This is a genomic window from Mesorhizobium zhangyense (genome assembly GCF_011045115.1).
Lineage (GTDB): Bacteria > Pseudomonadota > Alphaproteobacteria > Rhizobiales > Rhizobiaceae > Mesorhizobium_M > Mesorhizobium_M zhangyense.
This window is the reverse complement of the sequence record NZ_JAAKZG010000008.1, coordinates 45,471-67,925: the sequence shown is the minus strand read 5'-3', so window position 1 is coordinate 67,925 and position 22,455 is coordinate 45,471. Positions and strand designations below refer to the sequence as shown.

Genomic DNA, 22,455 nt, shown 5'->3' with positions numbered 1-22,455 from the left:
CATACGGACTGCTGTTGCTTCTGGAGAATTTCGGCTATTTTCAGCGGCAAGTGCGCGGAAAATTCCATGCTCGCAATATCTTCTATAGCAGTTGCGCTTATCGTCGCCGGTCTGGTCGTCGTCATTCTGGCCGATATACGAACCGACGGCTCCGTGACCTGGATCGGTACGCTCCGGGAATGGCAAACCATGCTCGGAACGCTGATAGGCTTTGCGACGGCAGCCGGCATCCTGGCGCTGAGCACGGCTTTTCAGCAGGAAACCATGGCTCAGCGAAACGCCGAGGCAACCGTCCATGCCGGCCACGCGCTCGCCGTCGAAGCCAGAAGCATGAACGACGTGCTTCAGAGGGTGCGGCAGGCCGCGTCGACCTTTCACGCCGTTAGTGGCGATGCAGCGGCAGGCAGTTCGGCCGGCTGCTCCGGCGTTATCCAGGAGTTGGACAACGCCTTCGTGCGGTCCACGCCGATCTACGATTCGATCGCCCCCAAGCTGGCAGACTTCGGCGATCCCAACCTTGCTCTTTTCGTGAATTTCTATGCGACCCACTCCGGCATCCTGCGGGATGCCGACTATTACGTCAGCAAGGGGTGCCCGCCAACCAAGCCCGAAGTCGCCACGCAGTTCATGAAACGGCTGGACGACGCCAATGACTACTACCAGCGGATCGCCAAGATCTACGGCGTCCACTAGTCAGAACGCTCAGAGAGGCGATGCGCCAACAAAAAAAGCCCCGGACGAACCGGGGCTTTTTTCGATCGGGGTCCCGCTATTCAGCGGGCGACGGTTTCTTCTTGAACAAGGCGACGAGGTTGTCCCATAGCTCGATCTTGGCGCCCTGGCGCTTCATGATGACGCCCTGCTGCAGGATCGACAGCGAGTTGTTCCACGCCCAGTAGATGACGAGGCCCGCCGGGAAAGATGCCAGCATGAAGGTGAAGATCACCGGCATCCAGGTGAAGATCATCGCCTGCGTCGGGTCCGGCGGCGTCGGGTTCATGCGCATCTGCAGGAACATGGTGATGCCCATGATGAGCGGCCAGACGCCAATGTGCAGGTACTGCGGCACCATGAACGGCAGCAGGCCGAACAGGTTGAACAGCGACGTCGGATCGGGCGCGGCCAAATCCTGGATCCAGCCGAAGAACGGCGCATGGCGCATTTCGATGGTGATGTAGAGCACCTTGTAGAGCGCGAAGAACACCGGGATCTGGATCAGCACCGGCCAGCAGCCGGCCAGCGGATTGATCTTCTCCGTCTTGTACAGCTCCATCATCGCCTGCTGCTGCTTCATCTTGTCGTCCGCGTATTTCTCGCGGATTTCCAGCATCTTGGGCTGCACCATCTTCATGTTCGCCATGGACTTGTAGGACTTGTTGGCAAGCGGGAAGAAGATGGCCTTGACGATGACGGTGGTGGCGAGGATCGAGAGGCCGAAATTGCCAAGCAGCTTGTAGAGCGTATCGATCAGCCAGAACATCGGCTTGGTGATGAAATAGAACCAGCCCCAGTCGATCAGAAGGTCGAACTGGCGGATGTTGCGGTCCTTCTCATAACCGTTGATCTTGTTCACTTCCTTGGCGCCGGCGAAGACCATCGTCTCGACGGTCGCCGACTGGCCGGCATCGACGGTCAGCGGGTCGGTCATATAGTCGGACTGATAGCGCGGACGGCCTTCGCTGAAATAGCTGAAGCGCGGCTGGAACGCCTGCTTCTCGGAAGGCACCATGGCCACGGCCCAGTATTTGTCGGTGATGCCGAGCCAGCCATTGGTCGACTTGCCGGGAACGACCTGCTTGTCCTTCTCGATGGACGAATATTTGATTTCGTGCAGGCCTTCTTCGCCGGTCACACCGATCAGGCCTTCATGCAGCACATAGACGCTTGCAGTCGTCGGCTTGTCGAAGCGGATGACGCGGCCGTAGTTGGAGAGCGTCACCGGTGCCGATCCGGCATTCGAAACCGTGTCGGAGACCGTGAACATGTAGTCGGAATCGATGCTGATCGTGCGCTTGAACGTCAGGCTCTTGTCGTTCGTGTAGGTCAGCGTGACGGGCGTTGTCGGCGTCAGCGTGGCGCCGGCGTCAGCGGTCCAGACCGTATCGGGACCGGGCACCGCGCCCGTTGCCTCGCTGCCGACGAAGCCGATCTCGGCGTAGTAGCCGTTCGGCAACGCGGCCGGATTGAGCAGATCGATCTCGGGCGAGGTCTTGTCGACCGTGACGTGATAATCCTTCAGGAGAAGATCGTCGATGCGCGCGCCGGTCAGATTGATCGAGCCGGCAAGGCTTGGCGTATCGATCTTGACGCGCTGCGAAGAACCAACGGTCTGGTCGCGGCTCGCAGCCGTTGCGCCATCGACGCCCGGAATAGCGGGAACCGCGCCTGGCGTAGCAGGCACATCAGCGCCCGTTGCGCCCTGCCCGGCTGGCTGCTGGGCCTTCTTTTCGGCCTCGACGCGCTGGGCTTCGATCTGGGCGACTTCACGCTCGCGCTCGATGCGCGGGTTCATGTAGAACACCTGCCACAGGGTCAGGATCAGCACCGAAAGCGCGATCGTGATGAAGAAATTCCGGTTGTTTTCCATCGAAAACCCTTAACGCGTTCCGCGAATTCGTCGTTTGAGCTCGGCAGCAAGCTCATCGAAAGGAGCCGTCAGGATATCTTCCCGCCCGACGATCACATAGTCCTTGCCAGGCTGCATGTCACCTGCGGCATGGACGCGAACCGCCTCCTTGAGGCGGCGGCGGATGCGATTGCGCACAACCGCATTTCCGACCTTCTTGGTGACCGTGAAGCCGACACGCGGCGCTTCCGTCACGCCGCGATCCAGGACTTCCATGAGAAAAAGCCGCCCGCGGCGCTTTTCACCACGCCGGACGGCAAGAAATTCAGCTCGCTTGCGAAGCCGCAGCGGAGGCAGAAATTCTGACTTGCCGTTATCCGGCAACGGTCTCTTCTCTTCTTCTTATGCGGACAGCCGCTTGCGGCCGCGGTTGCGGCGAGCTGCGACGACGCCGCGACCACCTTTGGTGGCCATGCGCGCACGGAAACCGTGCCGACGCTTACGGACGAGCTTGGATGGCTGATAGGTACGCTTCATTTGTTTTAATACCGCGGTGTGCGGCCCTTCTTGTATCTGTCACTCATGTAACAGGAGCTGTGCCGGGCTTGTCTTGGCGCAATGCAAATTGCGCCGGACGAAGGGCCCGAGCGTGTGCGGGCTTATAGAAAGAAGGTTTCGCTGAGTCAATCGCCGGGATTGCGGCATCTGCGTCAGCCGTAAAGCCCGTCACGGCAGGGTGAGCTTTTCGTGAAACGCGATCAATAGACGGTGAGTTTACACGAGAACAGCTTGCTTCGGCGGCTTTTGTCTATCAACTGAACCCAGGCGGACCGGCCTCTTGCCGCGGTAACCCGCGCAGGATGATGATGGAAGCGAGACGGTGAACCAAAAGGCTGCCGGAGCCAATATGAGCGGAAACTGCAATGGCGGCATGCCCGAACCGGGCCGCTGGCATTTTGTTCCGCTCGCAATCGTCGCGGCAGGCCTCGTGCTTGGCTACGCACTGGGCTGGCACCAGTATCTGTCGCTGGAATATCTCGGCCAAAGCCGGCAGGCCCTGAAAGCCTTCGTGGCGGCCAATCCCGTCATCGCACCGCTCGGCTTCGTGGTCCTCTATACACTTGCCGTCGCCTTCTCCTTTCCAGCCGCATCCATCCTGACGATCTTCGGCGGCTTCCTGTTTGGCTGGCTGTTTGGCGGCGTGCTCGCCATTGTCGGCGCGACAGTGGGCGCCACGATCATCTTCTTGGCAGCGCGCACCTTCTGCTCCGGCTATGTGAGAGAGCGTGTCGGCAGCGTGGCAACCAAACTCTCGCGCGGCTTCGAAAAGAACGCCTTCGCCTATCTCCTCGTGCTGCGCATAGCGCCGTTCGTTCCGTTCTTCATCGTCAACATAGCGCCAGCGCTGTTCAAGGTGCGCCTGCGCACCTACATAGTCGCAACCTTCATAGGCATTATGCCGGGCGCATTCGCCTATGCCTGGCTCGGACAGGGTTGCGACAGCGTGCTGATCGCAGCCAGGAACGCCGGCCAGCAGGCAACCATACGCGACCTGGTCACACCGCAGATCACCATCGCCTTCGTGGCCCTTGCGCTTGTCGCGGCACTAGCCGCCGTCGTAAAGAAGGCATGGATATCACGCATGCCGTGACTCGCGGCAGTGGAACTCGATCCGCATCCGCCTTCCTGCCCTGCTTTCACAAGGCGACTTCATGACCAAAACGCTTACCCCGGACATCTGTGTGATCGGCGCCGGGTCGGGCGGTCTGTCGGTGGCGGCAGCCGCCGCAGCTTTCGGCGTCCATGTCGTGCTGATCGAGAAAGGCAAGATGGGCGGCGACTGCCTGAACTATGGCTGCGTGCCTTCCAAAGCGCTGATAGCGGCTGCGAAACAGGCCCATGCCATGCGAGGCGGCGCAAAATTCGGCATAGCTCCAACTGAGCCTGAAATCGACTTCGAGGCGGTACATCGCCATATCCAAGAGGTGATCGCATCGATCGCCCCCAATGATTCCGTCGGACGTTTCGCCGCGCTCGGCGTCCATGTGATCGAGGCGGAAGCCCGTTTTAGGGATGCCAGGACGGTCATTGCCGGCGACGTCGAAATCCGCGCCCGCCGCTTCGTCGTCGCGACCGGCTCCTCGCCGCTGATCCCGCAGATACCGGGGCTCGATTCCATCGGCTACCTGACCAACGAGACGGTATTCGACCTGACGCAGCGCCCCGCCCATCTGGTCATCCTTGGCGGCGGCCCGATCGGCATGGAACTGGCGCAGGCTTACCGCCGGCTTGGTTCGGACGTAACGGTCATCGAGGCGGAGCGCGCGCTCGGCAAGGAAGACCCCGAGATTTCAGCCATAGCGCTCGCGCAAATCCGTGCCGAAGGGGTCGATATCCGCGAAGGCGCAAAACTCGCGCGCGTCGAAAGCCTGGGCGAGGACGGGGTGCGCCTGTTCCTGGAGACTGCAGCCGGCGCTAAAAAGATCGACGGCTCGCATCTTCTGCTGGCGGCAGGACGCTTGGCCAATGTCGCCGGGCTCGATCTCGACAAGGCGGGCATCCTGTTCGACCAGAAGGGCATCAAGGTGGACGACACGCTGCGCAGCAGCAACCGCCGCGTCTATGCCGTGGGCGATGTTGCAGGCTCGCTGCAATTCACCCATGTCGCCAACTATCATGCCGGGCTGGTGATACGCGCCATGCTGTTCCGACTTTCGGCGCGCGAGAACCTCGACATCATTCCGCGCGTCACCTTCACCGACCCGGAAATCGCCCATGTCGGCCTTTCCGAAGCGGAGGCTGCCAAAAAGCAAAAGACCATTCGCGTGTTGCGCTGGCCCTATGCCGAAAACGACCGCGCCCAGGCAGAGCGCAAGACGCATGGCCATATCAAGCTGGTGACTGACGCCAGAGGCAAAATCCTCGGTGTCTCGATCGTCGGTTCTGGCGCCGGCGAAATGATCAATTTCTGGGCGCTGGCGCTGTCGAAGAAGCTCGACGTTCGCGACATCGCCCGCTTCGTCGCGCCTTATCCCACCATGGGCGAAATTGGCAAACGCGCCGCAATCACCTACTTTACCCCCACCACGCGCAAGAAGCTGGTTCGCCGCCTGGTCGCCTTTCTACGGCATTTCGGCTAGATAGGCGGCGAATCGAGAGTTTGAGACAGGTCGGATGGCAGACAAAACCGTTGGCGATGCCGATGAAAGCCCCGACATGAAAACGGGACGCTCCGTGCCCCTTTCGCGCGGGCTGTCGACCAAGCTGCTCGTGCTCACCATCATTTTCGTGCTGATCGCGGAAGTGCTGATCTTCCTGCCGTCGATCGCCAATTTCCGATTGCGCTGGCTGGAAGAACGACTCGGCACCGCCGCAGCCGTTTCCATCGTGCTCGTTCAGACCGACCCCTCCGACCTGTCGCGCGAGGTGCAGCAGGACGTGTTGAGATCGATCGGTGCCAAGGCGATCGCTGTGCGCGACGGCGGCGTGTCGCGCCTGCTGGTCGTCGCGAAAATGCCGCCGCAGGTGGACGAGCATATCGACCTTGCCAATACCGGCCCGATGGAAGCGATGACCAGTGCGCTGAGCACCCTGTTCACCGGCGGCGACCGCATGCTGCGCGTGTTTGGCCCCGTCGGCGACAGCGAGAAGGAATTTGAGCTGATCATTCCGGACTACAAGCTGCGCAAGGCGATGCTGGTCTATTCGCGCAACGTCGCCTTCCTATCGCTGCTGATCTCGCTGTTTACCGCGACGCTTGTCTTCTACGCCATCGACCGGATCATGATCCGCCCGATCCGTGCCATGACGCAGTCGATGCTGGCCTTTTCGCAGGCGCCGGACGATCCGAGCCGCATCATCGAACCGGAAGACCGTGGCGACGAGATCGGCGTTGCCGAGCGCAAGCTTTCGGACATGCAGCAGCGCCTGCAAAAGACGCTCAACGAGCAGCGCCATCTTGCCGACCTCGGCCTGGCTGTCTCGAAGATCAACCACGACATGCGCAACATACTGGCCTCGGCGCAACTGATGTCGGACCGGCTGGGGCTGGTGCGGGACCCCACCGTCCAATCCCTGGTGCCCAGGCTGGTGCGCGCGCTCGACCGTGCCGTTTCCTATTCTGAAGGCGTGCTGACCTACGGCCGCACGCAGGAGGCGCCGCCATCGCGCCGGCGGCTGCGGTTGCGGCAGACGGTCGAGGATGTGCAGGGCCTGCTCGGCATCGATCCCGAAGGCGAGATCGAGTTCATCAACGACGTCGAGGCGAATTTCGAGGTGGATGCCGATTCGGAACAGCTGGTGCGGGTGCTCACCAATCTGTGCCGCAACTCTATCCAGGCGATGGCTTCCGACACCGAGGGCGCCATCGTCCGTCGGCTCTCGGTTGCGGCCGACCGTACGGGTAGCGTCAGCCGCATCCTGGTCACCGATACGGGGCCTGGCCTGCCGCAAAAGGCCCGCGAGAACCTTTTCGCCGCTTTCCGTGGTTCGGCACGCAGCGGCGGAACCGGCCTTGGGCTGGCGATCGCCCACGAACTGGTGCGTGCCCATGGCGGCGCGCTCGACCTCGTCGAAAGCGTCGGCGGCCGCACCGTATTCTCCGTGACCATACCCGATCAGCCCGTCCGCCTCGACGAAGCGCGCCATCACCTGCGCAGGCCAGCTTGAGACTATGCGGCACGGGCCGGCTGCTGGTGCCGGCGCAGTGTCGCTATGACAGCATGTCAGACGCGCGCAGGCTGTGGACCGATTTCAACGACGAAAAAAGTTTGCCGGCACCCGCTTGCTTTTCATTCCTTCAATCGCTAGGTAGCACTTCTCATCGCGGTGGGGACAAAATCCCTGCCAGCGGCGATCGTGTCGGACACGGTCGATTGCGCGCCCGTAGCTCAGCTGGATAGAGCACCAGACTACGAATCTGGGGGTCAGAGGTTCGAATCCTTTCGGGCGCGCCATATTTTCTACTCCAAGGAACGAGACTCGGCACCGGCTGCTTCTCATTGGGCGTTCTGTCCGGCTATTCCGGCTTAAGCGCACAAGCCAGCTTGATCAGCCTCTCGTTGTGGCGAAGCGTTCTGTGCAATCCACCAGGGTCTCTTCTGCCGGTCTCGGGACGACGCCGAGCGCCGCCGGCCTTGCCCGTATCCATCTCGAACTTTTGCCCGCCAGTGGCGCCAGAGTTCGGAGATCAGTCTGCTTCCGGCCGAGATGGGCCTTCAGGAGCGGTTGCTCAGCTGTGTGGCGTCTCGGTCAGTGTCAGATCTTGTCGAACCACTCTTCCCTCCCACGCCGACCCAGGTCCTTGGAGCAAGCATGACAAAGAAAGCCGGCCGCAGCCTTTACTTGGCCCCGGCGGCCTCGAGGGCTTCCTTCGCGCTTTCCAAGTCCTGGTCGGCTGCCAGACGCCACCAGTAGATCGCCTTGTCCATATCTTTGGGAACTCCTGACCCCAGATTGTACATAACGCCGAGATTGTATTGCGATTTCGCATATCCTTGCTCTGCAGCCATCTGGAACAAGGTAAGGGCCTGGACTTCATCCTTGGGGACGCCGTTGCCCGCCGCATATTGGAGCCCCAGATTGTCCTGGGCGACGTCATAGCCCTGGTCCGCCGCCTTCCGATACCATTCGACAGCTTGGGCCGCATCTTCCGGCAGACCGCCGCGACCTTCGAGATACATGTTGCCGATGCTCATCTGCGAGCGGGCATCGCCCTGTTCCGCGGCCTTGCGATACCAGATAACCGCGTCTTCATCGCTTTGGGAAACACCGTTGCCAAGCTCATAGGAAAGCCCAAGCGTATTCTGGGCTTCGACATTGTCCTGCTCGGCTGCCTTGCGATACCAGGCCACCGCCTGCGCGTCATCCTGCTCAACGCCGTAGCCATTCAAATAGACGTTGCCGAGATAGTATTGAGCCCATGCATCATTCTGGTCTGCGGCCTTGCTAAACCACGCAAGGGCCTGCGCATCATCCTCCTCGACGCCAATGCCGTTGGAATACATGAAACCCAGATTGCGCTGGCCCTTTGCAAGTCCCTGATCGGCAGCCTTGCGGAACCAGGCGACGGCTTGCGCCGGATCTTCTTCAACGCCGAAGCCTATCTGATACATATGACCCAGCGCGTTCTGCCCCAGGGCATAGCCTTGGTCCGCGGATTTCCTGTAGAGATCGAGCGCCTTGGCGGCGTCCTGATCGACACCGGTTCCGCCTTCGTACAAAAGCCCGAGGCCGTATTGCGCGGCCGCTTCCCCTTTGTCCGCCAACGGCTGCCAGTACTTTAGTGCTGCCTCATATTCACCCTTGTCGAAGGCCACCGTGCCATCGTCAGCGTGGGCGTATGTCGCCAGGGAAAAAGCCAGACCAACGGCAAGAATCGCAACCTTCAGTTTCAACGTGTTCACTCCATCACGCTACGGATATCAGGCGCCTAGCGCCTACAGACTCCCGCGGGAACCTGCAAGCCTGCAGGCGGCGAATCGGACCGCACGTTGTAACGGCTCCTGCCGACAGAGCCCGCGAACACGTTCCAAGGCCGAAGCTCACCAATCAGACACCACAGTTGAATTGAGGCTCGCAGCTGACACCGAGAAGGGCTGAGGCGACACAGAGTAACGAGAAGTTGATCCGAAACAAATCGGTCGCAGAGACACTCTCCTGACCGCCCGATTTGCGGCACTTTTTGAACACGTTTTCGTCATCATGCAGTTCGCGTGCAGCCTGTGTGAGCCAATGCATCGTCTAAGGCTGCGGAAGCAACATTGAACGCTGCTCAAGCCATACTTAAATCCCGCACACGGGGATGAGCATCCAGCTTCAAGCGGGCGGCTGTCACATAGCCGTCAGGTCCAATTGTCCGGCGTTCGGTGGGATCCTGAAGAACGACCAGCAAGAGCTTGCGCGTAACTCAGCTTCGAATGCATTTGGATAACCGCAGTGGCTTCGTTGCTCCTTGAGACAACATCAGCCACCGCAATGGAGACCTTCACGATGAATCTACCTGTCCGCTACCTTGAGCATGCGCAGGTCGAGCGGCTCATCAGTCAAGAGACGGGTGTGGAGTGGTTCAAGCAGCGCATGCGCATACTGAGGTGCAATCCCGCTTTCTCGGCGGCGGCAGCGGACTATGCCCGCAGCATGGTGGACCTGTACAAAGGACGCTATCTGATCAACAGAGCGATCGCCAACGTTGCGCGACAGACGATCTGCACCGCAATTCTATCCTTGTATTTCGAACAAACGGAAAAGACCGGCCCCTTCCTCTCCTCCATACAAAACCTGACAACCGAGATGAACCTGTGCAGCAGGAATACCACTGCGGCAAATGTTGTGCTTTTGGAGCGTGTCGGCCTGGTAACTCGCTCGGAAAATTCCAAGGATCGCCGATGGCGAAGCATTCGACCCACGGAGCAACTCATAAAGGAAGTCGAGAGCTTTCTTCGTGCCAACCTCACCGTTGCTGACGCGCTGTTCCCCGCCAGGAAATATCGTGAATTGATCGATGCCAATGACGATGTCCTGGAGCGCTGCTTTGCCAACAGCATTCATTCTCTGCTGATCACCGATTCATTTGCCCGCGATCTTCCAGGCTCACTGATATTCGACACTTCCGATGGCGGAAAGATACTGCTGCTCAAGCTGATGTCTCTGAAAGATACAGGCCAGTCCTCAGTTGAAGATACCGTCGAGTTCCCCTTCGAAGAAGTCGGATCCCTGTTTGGATTGTCGAGAACACACGTAAGACGCCTGATGAAGAAAGCCGAAGCCGGTGGGTTTGTGCGCCTGCTGGAAGACGGCGGCCGTCGCGTTCAGATACTGCCACCACTTGAGGCATTCTTTGAGAACATCGTTGCACTCAATGTCGCGCGAGCGCAGTTCGACCTTCATCTCGCCAATGGTGACTACGACCTGCTTCCCATAGACCCGTTTCGCGTTCAATAGAATCTTCCATCTCAGACCCTGAACGAAAGAAGCCCCGCTCAGCGAAGAGCGGGGCTTTGGTGCGTTGACTGGAGGTCAGAACGCATCAACCGCATTCCAGCTCAGGCAGTCCTTCTACGCGAGCGAGATGCAGCCTCATACTGCTCCCATGCATATGGCCAGTCAAAGAACATATTTGGTTCTTGTTTTTCAGAAAATTGTCTTCCTGAGAGAATAAGCTAGACTAAGATTAGCCAACATTGAATGCGCAGCCTTTCCCGAGCGCCTCGGCCTGCGGAAATTGGCGAACGCCCCCAATGGAAGCCGCAGCGTTCTCCATTTCATGGAATGTCTATTTTTCATAAGATTACAGACACTTAACGCACTTCCGTCACCACTGCCGGCGCTCCGAATGCGTTGCAGAATTGTCACGCTTAGCCCTCCGTTAGATACCCCCAATCTTGTCCTTTGATCCAGTGCCGACGTTAAAGGTAGGCATTGGATGGCGGCGTTTTTAGCTCGTCTACAAATTTCAACTGGAGAATAATTGATATGACTATGCGAGGGATATTACTGGCTTCAGCTGCGGCCCTCACCGCAGTCTCAGGCGCCCGCGCGGCCGACGCTGTCGTCGTCGCCGAGCCGGAGCCTATGGAATACGTCCGCGTCTGCGACGTTTACGGCGCCGGCTTCTACTACATCCCCGGTACCGAAACCTGCCTGCGTGTCGGTGGCTACCTGCGCTATGACATCGGCGTTGGTGACCGGCCTTCCTACGGCGCAGGATATGGCGGTCTGAACGATATTAATGACAAGATGGGTGACGGCCTGAACGACACCTATTACAAGCGTGCTCGCGCAGCCATTCAGCTCGATGCTCGTTCGGAAACCGAACTTGGTACCTTGCGTGCTTACATGCACCTCAACTTCGACTGGGATTCCAGGATTGTCGGCCGTGCAGACGGTGAGACGACGGGTGGTGATTCCTTTGCCGGCGGCACCACCGCCAAAATGAACCACGCCTACATCGAACTCGGCGGCTTCCGCGTTGGCAAGACCGACTCGATGTTCACGACCCTGGTCAACAATCTCTATGCCGGCGATGTGATTGCTGACGACATGCTCGGTGGTTATGGTCCGTGGGACACGCACCAGATCTCATACACCTACACTGGCGCGAACGGTTTCTCGGCTGCAGTCGCTCTTGAAGAAGGCACCGAGGATTACACGCTCGACGACTACATTCCGCACGTCGTTGTCGGCGCTGCTTATACGCAGGGCTGGGGTGGCGTGTCCGGCGTCGTCGGCTACGACTCGGTCTACGAGGAATGGGCTGGCAAGGTTCGCCTCGATGTCAAAGCCACGGAGACCATCAACCTGTGGGTCATGGCCGGCTATGGCTCTGACGACAATGTCACCCGCAGCTGGTACAAGACCTGGGGCGGCAACTGGGCTGTCTGGGGCGGTGGTTCGGCCAAGCTGAACGAAAAGGCTACCTTCAACCTTCAGGCATCCTACTTCGAGAACGAAGACGTCACCGTTGCTGCCAACGTGGCCTACGAACTCGTTCCGGGCCTGAAGATCACCCCGGAAGTGACCTACTTCTCCGCTCACACGGACGACAAGGTCAAGATCGACGACGGCGTCGGCGGCTTCCTCCGCTTCCAGCGCAACTTCTAATCGGCTTCACAACCAAGGTTGAAGTAAGGCCCGTGACCAGTATGGTCGCGGGCTTTTTTTGTAAGACAGCTTCTTGAGTGTAAGAACAAGTCAAAAGCACAAGCATGCTCTGACATTGGCTTAAGTGCAGAAAGTGCAGTTCACCGTGTCGCGATTACATCTCTGCACGACCGGATCAGACAGGCTGGTTCACCGGAGTTCGAAACGCAGCAACCTTTTGCCGAGGACACCGAAAAGCAGGATAAGAACGGTGTCTATACTCGCCCGATCGATGCCGGCTGCCAGACGCTGTCCGGCAAGCTCAAGAAGCTTCCGTCGGTAGATTTCAAGGGCGCTCGCATTCGTGAGTGACATCAGGCACGAATGCAACTCTATCGGTTGCCTCTCGAGGTGCCGGCGTATCACCGCGTAAGGTGTCGTAGTGTCTCCGCTGGTCGCCCTCCCCTTTTCCGCGGCCAGGAACACGGCGTCGATCGCCGCGATTGAGCGGTCGATCAGCGCCTCGATAAGGGATGCCTTGGACGGGAAGTGATAGAGCACGCCGCCTTTGCTGAGGCCGGCTGCCTTTGCCACCGCATCGATGGTCAGTGCCGAACCACCGCTCTCGGCGAGTATCGTTTCGGCAACGGAAAGGATGCCGCCCCTGCTGTTGCGGGCGGCATCCCGCGTCGCCGATCCTTCGGGTCGCCTGGTTCGACGCTGCTGTGTCTCTAACAAGTCTGGCAGCCGGCAAACTCCAGCCCGTGCCCGGTCACTGGATGCTTGCCCCCGCCTCATGCCCGCCGACCGGCTGCGGTGCATCAACCCGCCTCTTGTCCCGGCCGCCGATCAGCTTGAAGAACAGCGGAATGAGGAAGATGGCAAGGAACGTCGCCGCGAGCATTCCGCCGATGACGCCCGTGCCGATCGAGTGACGGCTGGCTGAGCCCGCTCCCGTGCTGATCGCCAGCGGCAGCACGCCCAGAATGAAGGCAAGCGACGTCATGATGATCGGACGGAAACGCAGGCGCGCAGCCTCGAGAGCGGCGTCGAAGGCACTAAGGCCCTCTTGCCGCTTCAGCACCGCGAACTCGACGATCAGGATGGCGTTTTTCGCGGCCAGGCCGATCAACGTCACAAGGCCGATCTGGAAGTAGACGTCGTTGCTTAACCCGCGCAGCCAGATCGCCACCAGTGCTCCGAACAGCGCGAAAGGCACCGCGAGGATGACGGCAAGCGGAAGCGACCAGCGCTCATACTGGGCGGCAAGGATCAGGAATACCATGACGATGCCGAAGAGCAGCGCCTGCATGCCGGTGCCGCCGGTTTCGATTTCCTGGTAGGCCGTGCCGGTCCAGGCAACGGTGTAGCCTTCCGGCAGGGCAGTTGCCGCAACCTTCTGGATCGCCTGCAATGCCTGCCCCGATGAATAGCCGGGAGCCGGGTCGCCCATGATCTTGGCGGCCGGGAAGTTGTTGAAGCGCTCGAGAAGATCAGGACCGATCACGCGCTTGACCGTGACCAGGCTGTCGAGCGGGATCATTGCGCTGCTGGTCTGCGACCGCACGAAGATCTGGCTCAGGTCCTCGGGCTTTTCGCGGAAGTTGGCCTCCGACTGCAGCTTGACCTGGAAGTTGCGACCGTAGAGCGTGAAGTCGTTGACATAGACGCTGCCGAATGTCGCCTGCATGGTGGAGAACACCGACGAAAGCGGCACGCCAAGCGCAGTCGCTTTTTCACGATCGACGTCGATCTTGTATTGCGGCACATTCATCGACATCGTCGTGCGCACATTGGCGAGTTCCGGGTGTTCCGCGGCAGCGGTAACGATCTGCTGCGTTGCGTTCATCAGCGCCTGAGCGCCGGCGCCGGTGCGGTCCTGAACGTAAAGCTCGAAGCCGCCGGTCGTGCTCAGCCCCTGGATCGGAGGCGGGTTGAAGGCGAGCACCATACCATCCTGGATGCCGGCGTTCATCCCCATGACCGCTCCGGGCAGAACGCGTGCATCGAGTTCAGGCGCCTTGCGTTCCGACCAGTCCTTCAGCTTGATGAAGGCAGCGCCAGCACTCGGCGATTGCGAGCCGGCCAGCAGGTCGTAGCCGGAAAAAGCCAGAACGTTCTCAACCGCCGGATTCTTCATGACGTTGTCGCTGACGGTCGACATGACCTCGCTGGTCCGCGCGAGCGAGGCGGCTGGCGGCAGGATGCCGACCGCAAGGATCACGCCTTGATCCTCGTTCGGCACCAATGCACTCGGCACCGTGTTGAACAGATGGGCCATCGCGCCGACCATGATGGCAAACAGCGTGAGGGCAAGAAGCGCGCGTTTCAGGAAGAAACGGACACCGGCCGTGTAGGCCGACGTGAGCCAATCGAAGGCGCGATTGAACCAGCGGAACGGCGCCCACGGTTCATGATGGCCCGGCTTGAGAAGAATTGCACATAGGGCGGGCGTCAGCGTCAGCGCGACGACACCGGAGAGCGTCACCGAGACGGCGATGGTGATCGCGAACTGGCGATACATTTCGCCGGCGAGACCACCCATGAATGCGACCGGCACGAAGACGGAGACCAGCACGAGGACAATGGCGATGACCGGCCCGGTCACTTCGCCCATCGCCTTGATGGCGGCCTCGCGCGGCGGAAGCTTCTCCGTCGTCATGATGCGCTCGACGTTCTCCAGCACCACGATGGCGTCGTCGACGACGATGCCGATGGCCAGGACCAGGCCGAACAGTGTGAGCATGTTGATCGAGAAGCCCAGCATATACATGCCGGCGAAGGTGCCGAGGATGGAGACCGGCACGGCGATGAGCGGGATGAGCGTTGCCCGCCAGTTCTGCAGGAAGACGAAGACCACGACCACGACGAGGACGAGCGCTTCGATGAAGGTCTTTATGACTTCATTGATGGACTCCTGCACGAACAGCGTCGTGTCGTAGGGAATTTCGTAGGTGACCCCATCGGGAAACCGTGTCGCCAATTCGTCGAGGCGCGCTTCAACCGCCGCCATCGTGTTGAGCGCGTTGGCACCCGGTTGCAGGTAGATGCCGATCGGAACCGTCGGCTTTCCGGCCTGGATGGCGCGGAAGCTGTAGTCCTGGGCGCCAAGCTCTATGCGCGCGACGTCCTTGAGGCGCAGCGTCGCCGCGTTTTCGTCGGCACGCAATATGATATTGCCAAATGCTTCCGCATCGGGCAGGCGACCGTCGGTCGTCACCGCGTAGGAGTAAGAGAGCTTGCCTTGCGTCGGCGGATCACCGACGCGACCGGCCGAGTATTGCGCGTTCTGCTCGGTGATGGCCGTAGCGACGTCGGTGGTTGTGAGGTTGTACTGCGCGAGCTTGTCCGGCCGCAGCCAGACACGCATGGAATAGTTCTCGCGGCTGAACAAATTCGAATCGCCAACGCCGGGTGTGCGCTTCAATTCGTCGATGACATTAAGCAGCGCGTAGTTCGCGAGATAGACGGAATCATACTGCGCGTTCGACGAATTGAGCGAGATAACCGCCAGAATCGAACTCGATTGTTTGTTGACCAAAACGCCCAGACGCTGGACCTCCTGCGGCAGGGACGAAACCGCACGCTGAACGCGGTTGTTGACATTGATGGTGGCCTGATCCGCGTCCGTGCCCGTTGCGAAGGTCACGATCAGCCGCATGGTGCCTGAGCCCGAGTTGATCGACTGCATGTAAAGCATGTTTTCGACGCCGTTGATCTGCTCCTCCAGGGGAGCGGCAACGGTTTGCGTCAGGACCTCGGCACTGGCGCCCGGATAGGTCGCCGACACCACGACCTGCGGCGGCGTCAATTCCGGATATTGCGCGATCGGAAGCACGCGCATGGCGACAACGCCGGCCAGTACGATGACGATAGAGATGACCGCCGCAAAGACCGGCCGGTCAATGAAGAAACGGTGGTTCATTACTCGGCCTGGGCTGTCTGGAGTATGGATTTGGTGGCTGCAACGCGCGTGCCGGGACGCACCTTGATAACGCCGCTGGTGACGATACGGTCGCCCGCTTTCAGGCCGTTGGTGACGATCCACCCATCCTCGACGGAGCGGCCTGTCGTAATCGGCTGCATGGCCGCGGTCTGGCTATCGTCTACGGTGTAGACGAACTTGCCGTCCGGCCCCTGCATGACGGCCACCTCCGGCACGACGATGGCCGAAGGTACTGTCAAGCCGCCAATCCTGATGCGGACGAACTGGCCCGGGATCAGGCGGGAATCGGGATTGTCGAAGACGGCGCGAACCCGCATCGTTCCGGTCTGGGTGTCGAGGCTCGGCGCGGTGAAGTCGATCACGCCCTTGCGGTCGAGTGCAGTGCCGTCGCCGAAAACGATCAAGGCGGAAAGCTTGCCGTCATCCGAACCGTTCTGGTCGATGATGCGCCGGATTTCGGCTGCATCTTCACTAGCGTAGGAGAAGTTGACGTAGACGGGATCAAGACGGGTAATCCGGGTCAGCAGACTGTCGCTGCCGCCGGTGCCGATCAGGCTGCCTTCCGGCACGACATCGAGACTGGTGACGCCATCGATCGGCGCCCGCACCGTGGCATGGTCGAGATTGATCTGGGCAGTCTTCACCTGAGCAGCCGCCACCGCGACGGCAGCCTGCGCCAGTTCCACGGCGGATTTCGCGTCATCGAAGGTCTTTTGCGAACCCACCTTGCGATCGAGCAGTTCTGAGGCCCGCTGTTGATCGCGCTTGGCTTGGGAAAGCTGTGCCTGCGCCGTCTGCAACTGCGCAGAAGCGCGCGCGGCTTCTGCCTCGAAGCTGGCCGGATCGATACGGAAGAGGACGTCGCCGGCTTTCACCCGGGCACCTTCCACATAGGCTCGTTCTTTCAGGATACCACCGACCTGGGCACGGACTTCGACTTCACGGAAGGCGGAGACGCGGCCGGCATAGGTGTAGTCGAGCGGCACTTCCCGTGCGGTAACGGTCGTGACTTCGACCGCGGGGGGCGGGGGCGCACCGGCTTGCTGCGCCGAGGAAATATTGGGCATTGCCGTTAGAAGGCTGGTGCTGACAGCCAGGACGGCTATGATTCGATTGGTGGAGGACAACAATTTCATGATGCACCAGGTGAACGGAAAGGGTCGCTATATTGCGGTGCAACATATATACAAACAGCAATGTATGTAAAGGGAGGCCGAAATCATGCGACGCACGAAATCGGAGTCGGAAGAGACGCGGCAACATATTGTTGATGCCGCAGAGACAGTGTTTCTCGACATGGGCGTGTCGCGGGCGTCGCTGGAGCGCATCGCCCAGGAGGCTGGCCTGACGCGTGGGGCGATCTACTGGCATTTCTCCAATAAACAGCAGCTTTTCAACGCGATGACGGACCGCGTGCGTTCGCTACACAGTGCACTCCTGGAAGCTCAGATCGACGAAACGTCGACCGATCCTCTGGGCTTTATCGAGGAACGCGCCTTTGAGATTGTCAGGCTGTTCGAAGAAAATGAGCACACGCGGAAGGTCTATCAAATTATTGTGACGCGCTGCGAGTATGTCGGGGAGATGCAGGAGGCCCTGGTGTGGCAGCGCTCTCTTCACGACACCATGGCGGCTGTGTTCGAACGTGCATTCGAGCTGGCCGAATCGAGAGGTGAGTTGTCGAACGGATGGGATGCCAGGTCAGCATCGACGACGTTTCTTTGCTTCATATCGGGCATGCTCAATGATTGGCTGCGCTACGATTTCAATTCGGAATTCGCCAAATCCGTTCGCTGCTCGCTGCGGTGTCTCTTGAATTGCTTTGGGGCCAGTTCGAGGTGATTTGCGCTTCGGCTCGTTGAGTGCTTCCCGAAGCGTTGCGGGCTGTTGAATTCGAAGCCTGCTACGCAATTTCAGAGGCCGAGTATCGACTGTTCGCCGGCGATCCGGCCCTTGCCAGTCCTTTCACCGAAGACTGCCGCATGGGACGCGAGAAATCACGCCGCCTCGCGTGACGACACCGGCTCCCATCCTCGCATCCTGTGCCTGCGTGTTCACGTTCACTCGTCGCCCTTTCTTTATTCGTGACGGAGCAAATCTTGCTGTCGCCCACTTCTGCCGTTGAAACAGCGGCATCAAGCAAGGAGTTACGACCCCATGATCGCTCACAAATTCGACCAGCCGCTGTCAATCTTCGTCGGCCTTGGCTTTCCCCGTGACGTCGAAACCGTATTGGACGCCTACGATATCCTTCTCGAATGGAACGGCATTCCCGACCTCGACTATCACGGAGCTCTGGAGGTTTGCCGCAAGGCCATCAATGACGAGAGAACCGCCGCAGATGTGCGCGAGGCGTTCGAAAACTTCGCGCGCAACAAAGGCATCCTTTCAGAGGAAGCGCTCGATCGTGCTGCCAGCAGCCTTGCCCGCGAATGGGGAAGACTGAGCGCCTAATCTGTGCGAGCTGACGAAGAACCGCTACACCGACTTGCCGTCGTAGATGACCTGCAGCCTGCCTTGCGAGCAACGCTCGACCCGCGCGCGGACGCGATAGGCGGTCTCAAGCGTCGCGGAGGTGATCGCCTCCTCGGGCGGCCCTGCGGCTGCGATTTTTCCGTCGACCAGCAGGACGACCGTGTCGGCCCAGGCGAGCGCCAGATTGAGGTCGTGCAGCACCACCATCACGATCATGCCGTCCTCGATCGCGATCTCGCGAACCGCGCTCATGACATCGATCTGGTGGCGCGGATCGAGCGCGCTTGTCGGCTCGTCGAGAAGCAGGACAGCCGGTCTCCTGACGATCGCCTGCGCGAGGCTGACCAGCTGGCGCTGACCACCGGACAATTCGTCGAGCGGAGTGAGCGAGAGGTGTCCGATGTTGAGCCGGTTCAGGACAGCGGCAGCCTCTGCGTGAACCGCCGCGTCGGAGTCCCCGCGCCGGTCCGGAGCAACCCTGAGTGCGGTGATGACAGCCTCGATCGTGGTCAGGGCGACGCCTTGCGGCAGCACTTGCGGCATGTAGGTGACAAGACCCGCAAGCTCTGTTGGGGCAAGAGCAAGAAGGTTCCTGCCATCGAAATTCACCTCGCCCCGAGCTGGCAAAAGCCCGGCGATGGCGCGCAGAAGCGTCGTCTTGCCGGCCGCGTTCGGGCCGATCATCACTGTAACGCTGCCTGCGCAGATGCGCGGAAGCGAAAGCTCCTTCAACACCTCATGCTTGGGGTAGCCGCAGGTAAGGCCGTTAATGGCTAGCGATCGTTCGGTCATCGGCCACGCCGCCTCAGGATAAGCGCCACAAAGATCGGAATTCCGACGAGCGAGGTGACGATCCCGACCGGCAGCAGCACGCCGGGGATCAGCGTCTTGCTGGCAAGCGATGCCAGCGACATCATCGTTGCACCGGTCAGCAGGCTTGCCGGCAGGAAGAAGCGGTGGTCCTCGCCGACCAGAAGCCGGGCGATATGCGGTCCGACGAGACCGACGAAACCAATCGTTCCAACGAAGGCGACCGAGAGCGCCGCCAGCATGCTGACCCGCAGGAGCGTGAAGAAACGCAGCCGGGCAACCGGCACGCCGAAGCTTCGCGCCCGGTCGGTTCCGAAACGCAGCGCGGTCAATTGCCAGCGCGCGGCGAATGACGCCGGAAAGGCGATCGCAAGGGCGACGGCCAGAATAGCGATCTTCGTCCAGCCGGTCTGGGCAATGCTGCCCATGGTCCAGAAGACGAACTGCTGCAACGCTGCCTCGGAGGCCACGAATTGCAGCAGCGCCACCAGCGCGTTGAATGCAAACACCATGGCAATACCCAGCAGCACCAGCGTGTCCGGTCCCGTGCCCCGGCGCGCGGAGAGCGCCTGGAGGATCATCACCGACACGAAGGCAAAGAGGAAGGCGTTGGCAGGCACCAACCACGTCGCCGGCAGGCCGGGAAGACTGACGCCGAGGATCAAGGCGAGGGCCGCGCCGAGCGACGCTGCCGACGAAACTCCCAGCGTAAACGGGCTGGCCAGCGGATTGTCGAGGATCGTCTGCATTTCGGCGCCTGCGAGCGACAGCGCCGCCCCGACGAGGATTGCGGTGACCGCTTGCGGCAGACGCACCTCCCACATGATGATGCCTTGGGTTCGGGTCGCGCCCTCCAGGCCGAAGAGAGCGTTGAAGGACTGGCCGAGCCCGAGACCGGAAGGCCCCGCGGCAATATCGAAGAAAAACGAAGCGGCAAGTGCTGTAGCGAGTACGGCGATCAGCAGCCGGCGGCGCCAGAGCAGATTTCCATAGGCATCGGCGGCTGCGTCTCGCGCGTGACCGGTTGCTGCCTCAACAATTTGCGCATTCATATCGGCTAGTCTTTCGCCAGGCTTATCCACGCCGCGCCCTCGAAGGGAACGGGCAGGAATCGCCGGTTGATTTCGTCGACCGTGGCGCGAGGGTCCACGTCGGCAAACACATTCGGATGGAACCACGTCGCCAGCACCTCAAGAGCCACGATGTTGAGAGGGCTGTTGTGGAAGTTATGCCAGAGACCGTGTGCATCGCCTTTGTGCACGGCGCTGAGTTCGGAAATGATGGGTCGTGCGACGACCGTCTTGAGCGCCGACAGGGCCTCTTCTTCCGAAATCCCCGGCCCCACCACTATGCCGCCGCTGGAAGCAAGATGCCGCCCGCCGGTGCCGATATAGATGTCCGGGTCCTGCGCCAGCAGATATTCGGGACTAAGCGGGCCGAACGCGCCCGGCACCACGGCCTCGCCGATATTGATGCCGCCAGCCTCGACGATGAACCGGCCGAGATTGGCGCGGCTCGGCGACATGCAGCACTGCTCCCTGGAGTTGGCCTGCATCTCCATGAAGACCGTCGGCCTGTCCGAAATACCGGCGACGCGCTCGACGATCCGGCTTCTGTGTTCGAGATAGAAGTCGAGAAACGCCCTCGCCTCGGCTTCCTTGCCCAAAACCTTGCCCAGCAGCTCGACGCTGGGAACCGTGTTCTCATAGGGGTCGGCACGAAAATCGATGAAGATTGCCGGAATGCCGGCGGCCGTGAGCGTATCCGCCAACGCCTGCGACCGCGGATCGAGGCCGATATTTCCGCTCAGGATCACAAGATCGGGCTCGACGGCGATCGTCTTTTCGGCCGAGAGATTGCTCGCGTCATCATCGAGCTTCGGCGCCGCTGCGAAACCGGCAAAGGTTGCCTCATAGGCCTTGCGTGCTTCTGGATCGAACAGCCTCGTGCCTGCCGTTCCGACGATGCGCCTGGCCACATCCCGGTCAATAAGAGAGAGGCTGACCAATTGACGGGCTTCGGCAAGCACGATGCGCTTCGCCGGCAACTGGACGGAGACCGTGCGGCCGGCAAGGTCGGTGACCGTGATCTGCTCGGCCATGGCCGCAGGCGCTGCGAAGGCCACGACAAGCAAGACAAGAGCAAGGCGCGAAAGCACCACCCCCGATGATATCCACGTCATCGCCCGGCCCCTTCGCGATGAAGAAGGCTGAATCCTATCGTGCGGCTGACCAGCGCCGGCAGAACCGTCATGTGTTCCTCGCCCGCAAATTCGGCGTGCTTGAACGTCAACCCGTTGGCGGCCAGGGGCGCAAGCAGCGCGGCCATCTTGCGCGAATCCGCCACCATGTCGTCGAGCTCGTCTGCGCCTATGCCGATGAGCAGCTTCTTGCCGCCCAGATCGGGGGAACTGGCGACAAAGTCACGGGCGCGATCAAGCAATTCGCTATTGTTCCACCAGATCGATGGACTGCCGGCGATATAGGTGGAGAACAAATGAGATCGCGTGAACAAGGTATGCAAGGTGAAGAACCCGCCAAGCGAATGGCCGAACAGGGTCTGCCGTTTTCGATTGATGGGCAGGCGGCGTTCGATCTCGGGCTTCAGATCGCGCTCGATAAAATCAAGAAATGCGTCCGCCCCGCCCAGTTTCGGCCAGGGTTCGTCCACCTTGCGCGGCGGCAGAGCGGAGGGCGACGACGGCGTCGTGTAGTCGAAGTAGCGGCGCACGACATCGAAAGGCTCGTCGGTCTCATAGCCGATCGCAACCAGTGCAGCCGGCTCAAAACCTTTTGGCTTGCGAGTCTGGAGCCTTACGGCTTCCGCTCCGATCAGGAAGGTGGCGTTGCCGTCCAGAAGATAGATTACGGGATAGCCTTCCGCCGGCGCGGCGTCGCGTGGATGAGCCACGAATATCCGGTAGCGCCGGCCATTGGCCGACGCTGTGAGTGTAAACTGTTCCGTAGCGGGAACGGTGATCCCAACCGAAGACCCGGTCGCCTGAGCACTCGATGCAGCTATGTTCATGACGAAAATCCAGACAGCAATGAGTTTTGACAGCTCCATTCCCCACGATGGT

The 22,455-nt window shown here is 60.5% G+C and carries 19 protein-coding genes and 1 tRNA gene; 9 read left to right on the top strand and 11 right to left on the bottom strand.

Translation table 11 applies throughout. From position 1 onward, the window contains the following. Positions 1-66 precede the first annotated feature (66 nt). Complete coding sequence (locus G6N74_RS18920) at positions 67-693, top strand: hypothetical protein (RefSeq protein WP_165119509.1); 627 nt, start codon at positions 67-69, stop codon at positions 691-693. A gap of 76 nt (positions 694-769) precedes the next feature. Here the strand turns inward: G6N74_RS18920 and yidC are convergent, their stop codons facing one another. From yidC to rpmH, 3 genes are read right to left on the bottom strand one after another with little or no spacing between them, the layout of a single operon-like run. Beyond that, positions 770-2,587 carry a membrane protein insertase YidC gene (yidC, locus tag G6N74_RS18915; protein ID WP_165119508.1) on the bottom strand — a complete coding sequence of 606 codons (1,818 nt, stop codon included), beginning with the start codon at positions 2,585-2,587 and terminating at the stop codon, positions 770-772. A 9-nt stretch (positions 2,588-2,596) separates the two neighbouring features. Continuing rightward, a complete protein-coding gene (gene rnpA / locus G6N74_RS18910; RefSeq protein ID WP_376767729.1) occupies positions 2,597-2,923 on the bottom strand; it encodes a ribonuclease P protein component in 327 nt (108 codons plus the stop codon). A gap of 45 nt (positions 2,924-2,968) precedes the next feature. Beyond that, entirely contained in the window at positions 2,969-3,103 is a 135-nt protein-coding gene (gene rpmH / locus G6N74_RS18905; RefSeq protein ID WP_008833937.1) for a 50S ribosomal protein L34, read from the bottom strand. Positions 3,104-3,446: 343 nt separating this feature from the next. Between rpmH and G6N74_RS18900 the strand changes: the two genes are divergently transcribed. From G6N74_RS18900 to G6N74_RS18885, 4 genes are all read left to right on the top strand, one after another. Next, positions 3,447-4,217, top strand: a complete 771-nt coding sequence (locus G6N74_RS18900; RefSeq protein WP_312857896.1) for a TVP38/TMEM64 family protein — start codon at positions 3,447-3,449, stop codon at positions 4,215-4,217. 61 nt (positions 4,218-4,278) lie between these two features. Beyond that, positions 4,279-5,706 (top strand): dihydrolipoyl dehydrogenase family protein, encoded by a 1,428-nt coding sequence (locus G6N74_RS18895; protein WP_165119507.1) that lies wholly within the window; start codon positions 4,279-4,281, stop codon positions 5,704-5,706. Positions 5,707-5,740: 34 nt separating this feature from the next. After that, the gene (locus tag G6N74_RS18890) at positions 5,741-7,234 is read left to right on the top strand and encodes a sensor histidine kinase (RefSeq protein ID WP_165119506.1); all 1,494 of its coding nucleotides are present in this window, start codon (positions 5,741-5,743) and stop codon (positions 7,232-7,234) included. A 210-nt stretch (positions 7,235-7,444) separates the two neighbouring features. Further along, positions 7,445-7,521, top strand: a tRNA-Arg gene (locus G6N74_RS18885). 384 nt (positions 7,522-7,905) lie between these two features. On the opposite strand, the gene G6N74_RS18880 is transcribed toward G6N74_RS18885, so the two are convergent. Then, the gene (locus G6N74_RS18880; RefSeq protein ID WP_165119505.1) at positions 7,906-8,961 is read right to left on the bottom strand and encodes an SEL1-like repeat protein; all 1,056 of its coding nucleotides are present in this window, start codon (positions 8,959-8,961) and stop codon (positions 7,906-7,908) included. 541 nt (positions 8,962-9,502) lie between these two features. On the opposite strand from G6N74_RS18880, the gene G6N74_RS18875 reads away from it, so the two are divergent. Together G6N74_RS18875 and G6N74_RS18870 are read left to right on the top strand one after the other, a co-directional pair. Beyond that, on the top strand, positions 9,503-10,507 hold the full coding sequence (locus G6N74_RS18875; protein ID WP_165119504.1) for a helix-turn-helix domain-containing protein: 1,005 nt from the start codon (positions 9,503-9,505) through the stop codon (positions 10,505-10,507). Between the two features lie 531 nt (positions 10,508-11,038). Next, entirely contained in the window at positions 11,039-12,166 is a 1,128-nt protein-coding gene (locus G6N74_RS18870) for a porin (protein WP_165119503.1), read from the top strand. Positions 12,167-12,355: 189 nt separating this feature from the next. Here G6N74_RS18870 and G6N74_RS18865 read toward each other — a convergent pair whose 3' ends face one another. From G6N74_RS18865 to G6N74_RS18855, 3 genes are read right to left on the bottom strand one after another with little or no spacing between them, the layout of a single operon-like run. Then, positions 12,356-12,883, bottom strand: coding sequence for a TetR/AcrR family transcriptional regulator (locus tag G6N74_RS18865; protein WP_246245812.1), 528 nt, complete (start codon positions 12,881-12,883; stop codon positions 12,356-12,358). A gap of 34 nt (positions 12,884-12,917) precedes the next feature. Then, positions 12,918-16,070 (bottom strand): efflux RND transporter permease subunit, encoded by a 3,153-nt coding sequence (locus G6N74_RS18860; protein ID WP_165119502.1) that lies wholly within the window; start codon positions 16,068-16,070, stop codon positions 12,918-12,920. Next, positions 16,070-17,227: an efflux RND transporter periplasmic adaptor subunit gene (locus G6N74_RS18855; RefSeq protein WP_165119501.1), complete on the bottom strand. Its 1,158-nt coding sequence runs from the start codon at positions 17,225-17,227 to the stop codon at positions 16,070-16,072. The genes G6N74_RS18860 and G6N74_RS18855 overlap by 1 nt, the downstream gene beginning before the upstream one ends. 85 nt (positions 17,228-17,312) lie before the next feature. Between G6N74_RS18855 and G6N74_RS30530 the strand changes: the two genes are divergently transcribed. After that, positions 17,313-17,933 (top strand): TetR family transcriptional regulator, encoded by a 621-nt coding sequence (locus tag G6N74_RS30530; protein ID WP_205826749.1) that lies wholly within the window; start codon positions 17,313-17,315, stop codon positions 17,931-17,933. 315 nt (positions 17,934-18,248) lie between these two features. Beyond that, on the top strand, positions 18,249-18,545 hold the full coding sequence (locus G6N74_RS18845; RefSeq protein ID WP_165119500.1) for a DUF982 domain-containing protein: 297 nt from the start codon (positions 18,249-18,251) through the stop codon (positions 18,543-18,545). A gap of 24 nt (positions 18,546-18,569) precedes the next feature. On the opposite strand, the gene G6N74_RS18840 is transcribed toward G6N74_RS18845, so the two are convergent. From G6N74_RS18840 to G6N74_RS18825, 4 genes are read right to left on the bottom strand one after another with little or no spacing between them, the layout of a single operon-like run. Next, positions 18,570-19,358 (bottom strand): ABC transporter ATP-binding protein, encoded by a 789-nt coding sequence (locus tag G6N74_RS18840; protein ID WP_165119499.1) that lies wholly within the window; start codon positions 19,356-19,358, stop codon positions 18,570-18,572. Next, positions 19,355-20,428, bottom strand: a complete 1,074-nt coding sequence (locus G6N74_RS18835) for a FecCD family ABC transporter permease (RefSeq protein ID WP_165119498.1) — start codon at positions 20,426-20,428, stop codon at positions 19,355-19,357. The genes G6N74_RS18840 and G6N74_RS18835 overlap by 4 nt, the downstream gene beginning before the upstream one ends. Positions 20,429-20,433: 5 nt before the next feature. Beyond that, positions 20,434-21,558 carry an ABC transporter substrate-binding protein gene (locus tag G6N74_RS18830; protein WP_165119497.1) on the bottom strand — a complete coding sequence of 375 codons (1,125 nt, stop codon included), beginning with the start codon at positions 21,556-21,558 and terminating at the stop codon, positions 20,434-20,436. Continuing rightward, entirely contained in the window at positions 21,555-22,403 is an 849-nt protein-coding gene (locus tag G6N74_RS18825) for an alpha/beta hydrolase (RefSeq protein ID WP_165119496.1), read from the bottom strand. Before G6N74_RS18825 ends, G6N74_RS18830 begins: the two co-directional genes overlap by 4 nt. Positions 22,404-22,455: the final 52 nt, after the last annotated feature.

Excerpts from the sequence above, each read along its gene's own strand:
- G6N74_RS18920 (WP_165119509.1), top strand. The coding sequence starts at position 67 with ATGCTCGCAATATCTTCTATAGCAGTTGCGCTTATCGTCGCCGGTCTG.
- yidC (WP_165119508.1), bottom strand. The coding sequence starts at position 2,587 with ATGGAAAACAACCGGAATTTCTTCATCACGATCGCGCTTTCGGTGCTG.
- rpmH (WP_008833937.1), bottom strand. The coding sequence starts at position 3,103 with ATGAAGCGTACCTATCAGCCATCCAAGCTCGTCCGTAAGCGTCGGCAC.
- G6N74_RS18895 (WP_165119507.1), top strand. The coding sequence starts at position 4,279 with ATGACCAAAACGCTTACCCCGGACATCTGTGTGATCGGCGCCGGGTCG.
- G6N74_RS18890 (WP_165119506.1), top strand. The coding sequence starts at position 5,741 with ATGGCAGACAAAACCGTTGGCGATGCCGATGAAAGCCCCGACATGAAA.
- G6N74_RS18870 (WP_165119503.1), top strand. The coding sequence starts at position 11,039 with ATGACTATGCGAGGGATATTACTGGCTTCAGCTGCGGCCCTCACCGCA.
- G6N74_RS18860 (WP_165119502.1), bottom strand. The coding sequence starts at position 16,070 with ATGAACCACCGTTTCTTCATTGACCGGCCGGTCTTTGCGGCGGTCATC.
- G6N74_RS18855 (WP_165119501.1), bottom strand. The coding sequence starts at position 17,227 with ATGAAATTGTTGTCCTCCACCAATCGAATCATAGCCGTCCTGGCTGTC.
- G6N74_RS30530 (WP_205826749.1), top strand. The coding sequence starts at position 17,313 with ATGCGACGCACGAAATCGGAGTCGGAAGAGACGCGGCAACATATTGTT.
- G6N74_RS18845 (WP_165119500.1), top strand. The coding sequence starts at position 18,249 with ATGATCGCTCACAAATTCGACCAGCCGCTGTCAATCTTCGTCGGCCTT.
- G6N74_RS18840 (WP_165119499.1), bottom strand. The coding sequence starts at position 19,358 with ATGACCGAACGATCGCTAGCCATTAACGGCCTTACCTGCGGCTACCCC.
- G6N74_RS18835 (WP_165119498.1), bottom strand. The coding sequence starts at position 20,428 with ATGAATGCGCAAATTGTTGAGGCAGCAACCGGTCACGCGCGAGACGCA.
- G6N74_RS18830 (WP_165119497.1), bottom strand. The coding sequence starts at position 21,558 with ATGACGTGGATATCATCGGGGGTGGTGCTTTCGCGCCTTGCTCTTGTC.
- G6N74_RS18825 (WP_165119496.1), bottom strand. The coding sequence starts at position 22,403 with ATGAACATAGCTGCATCGAGTGCTCAGGCGACCGGGTCTTCGGTTGGG.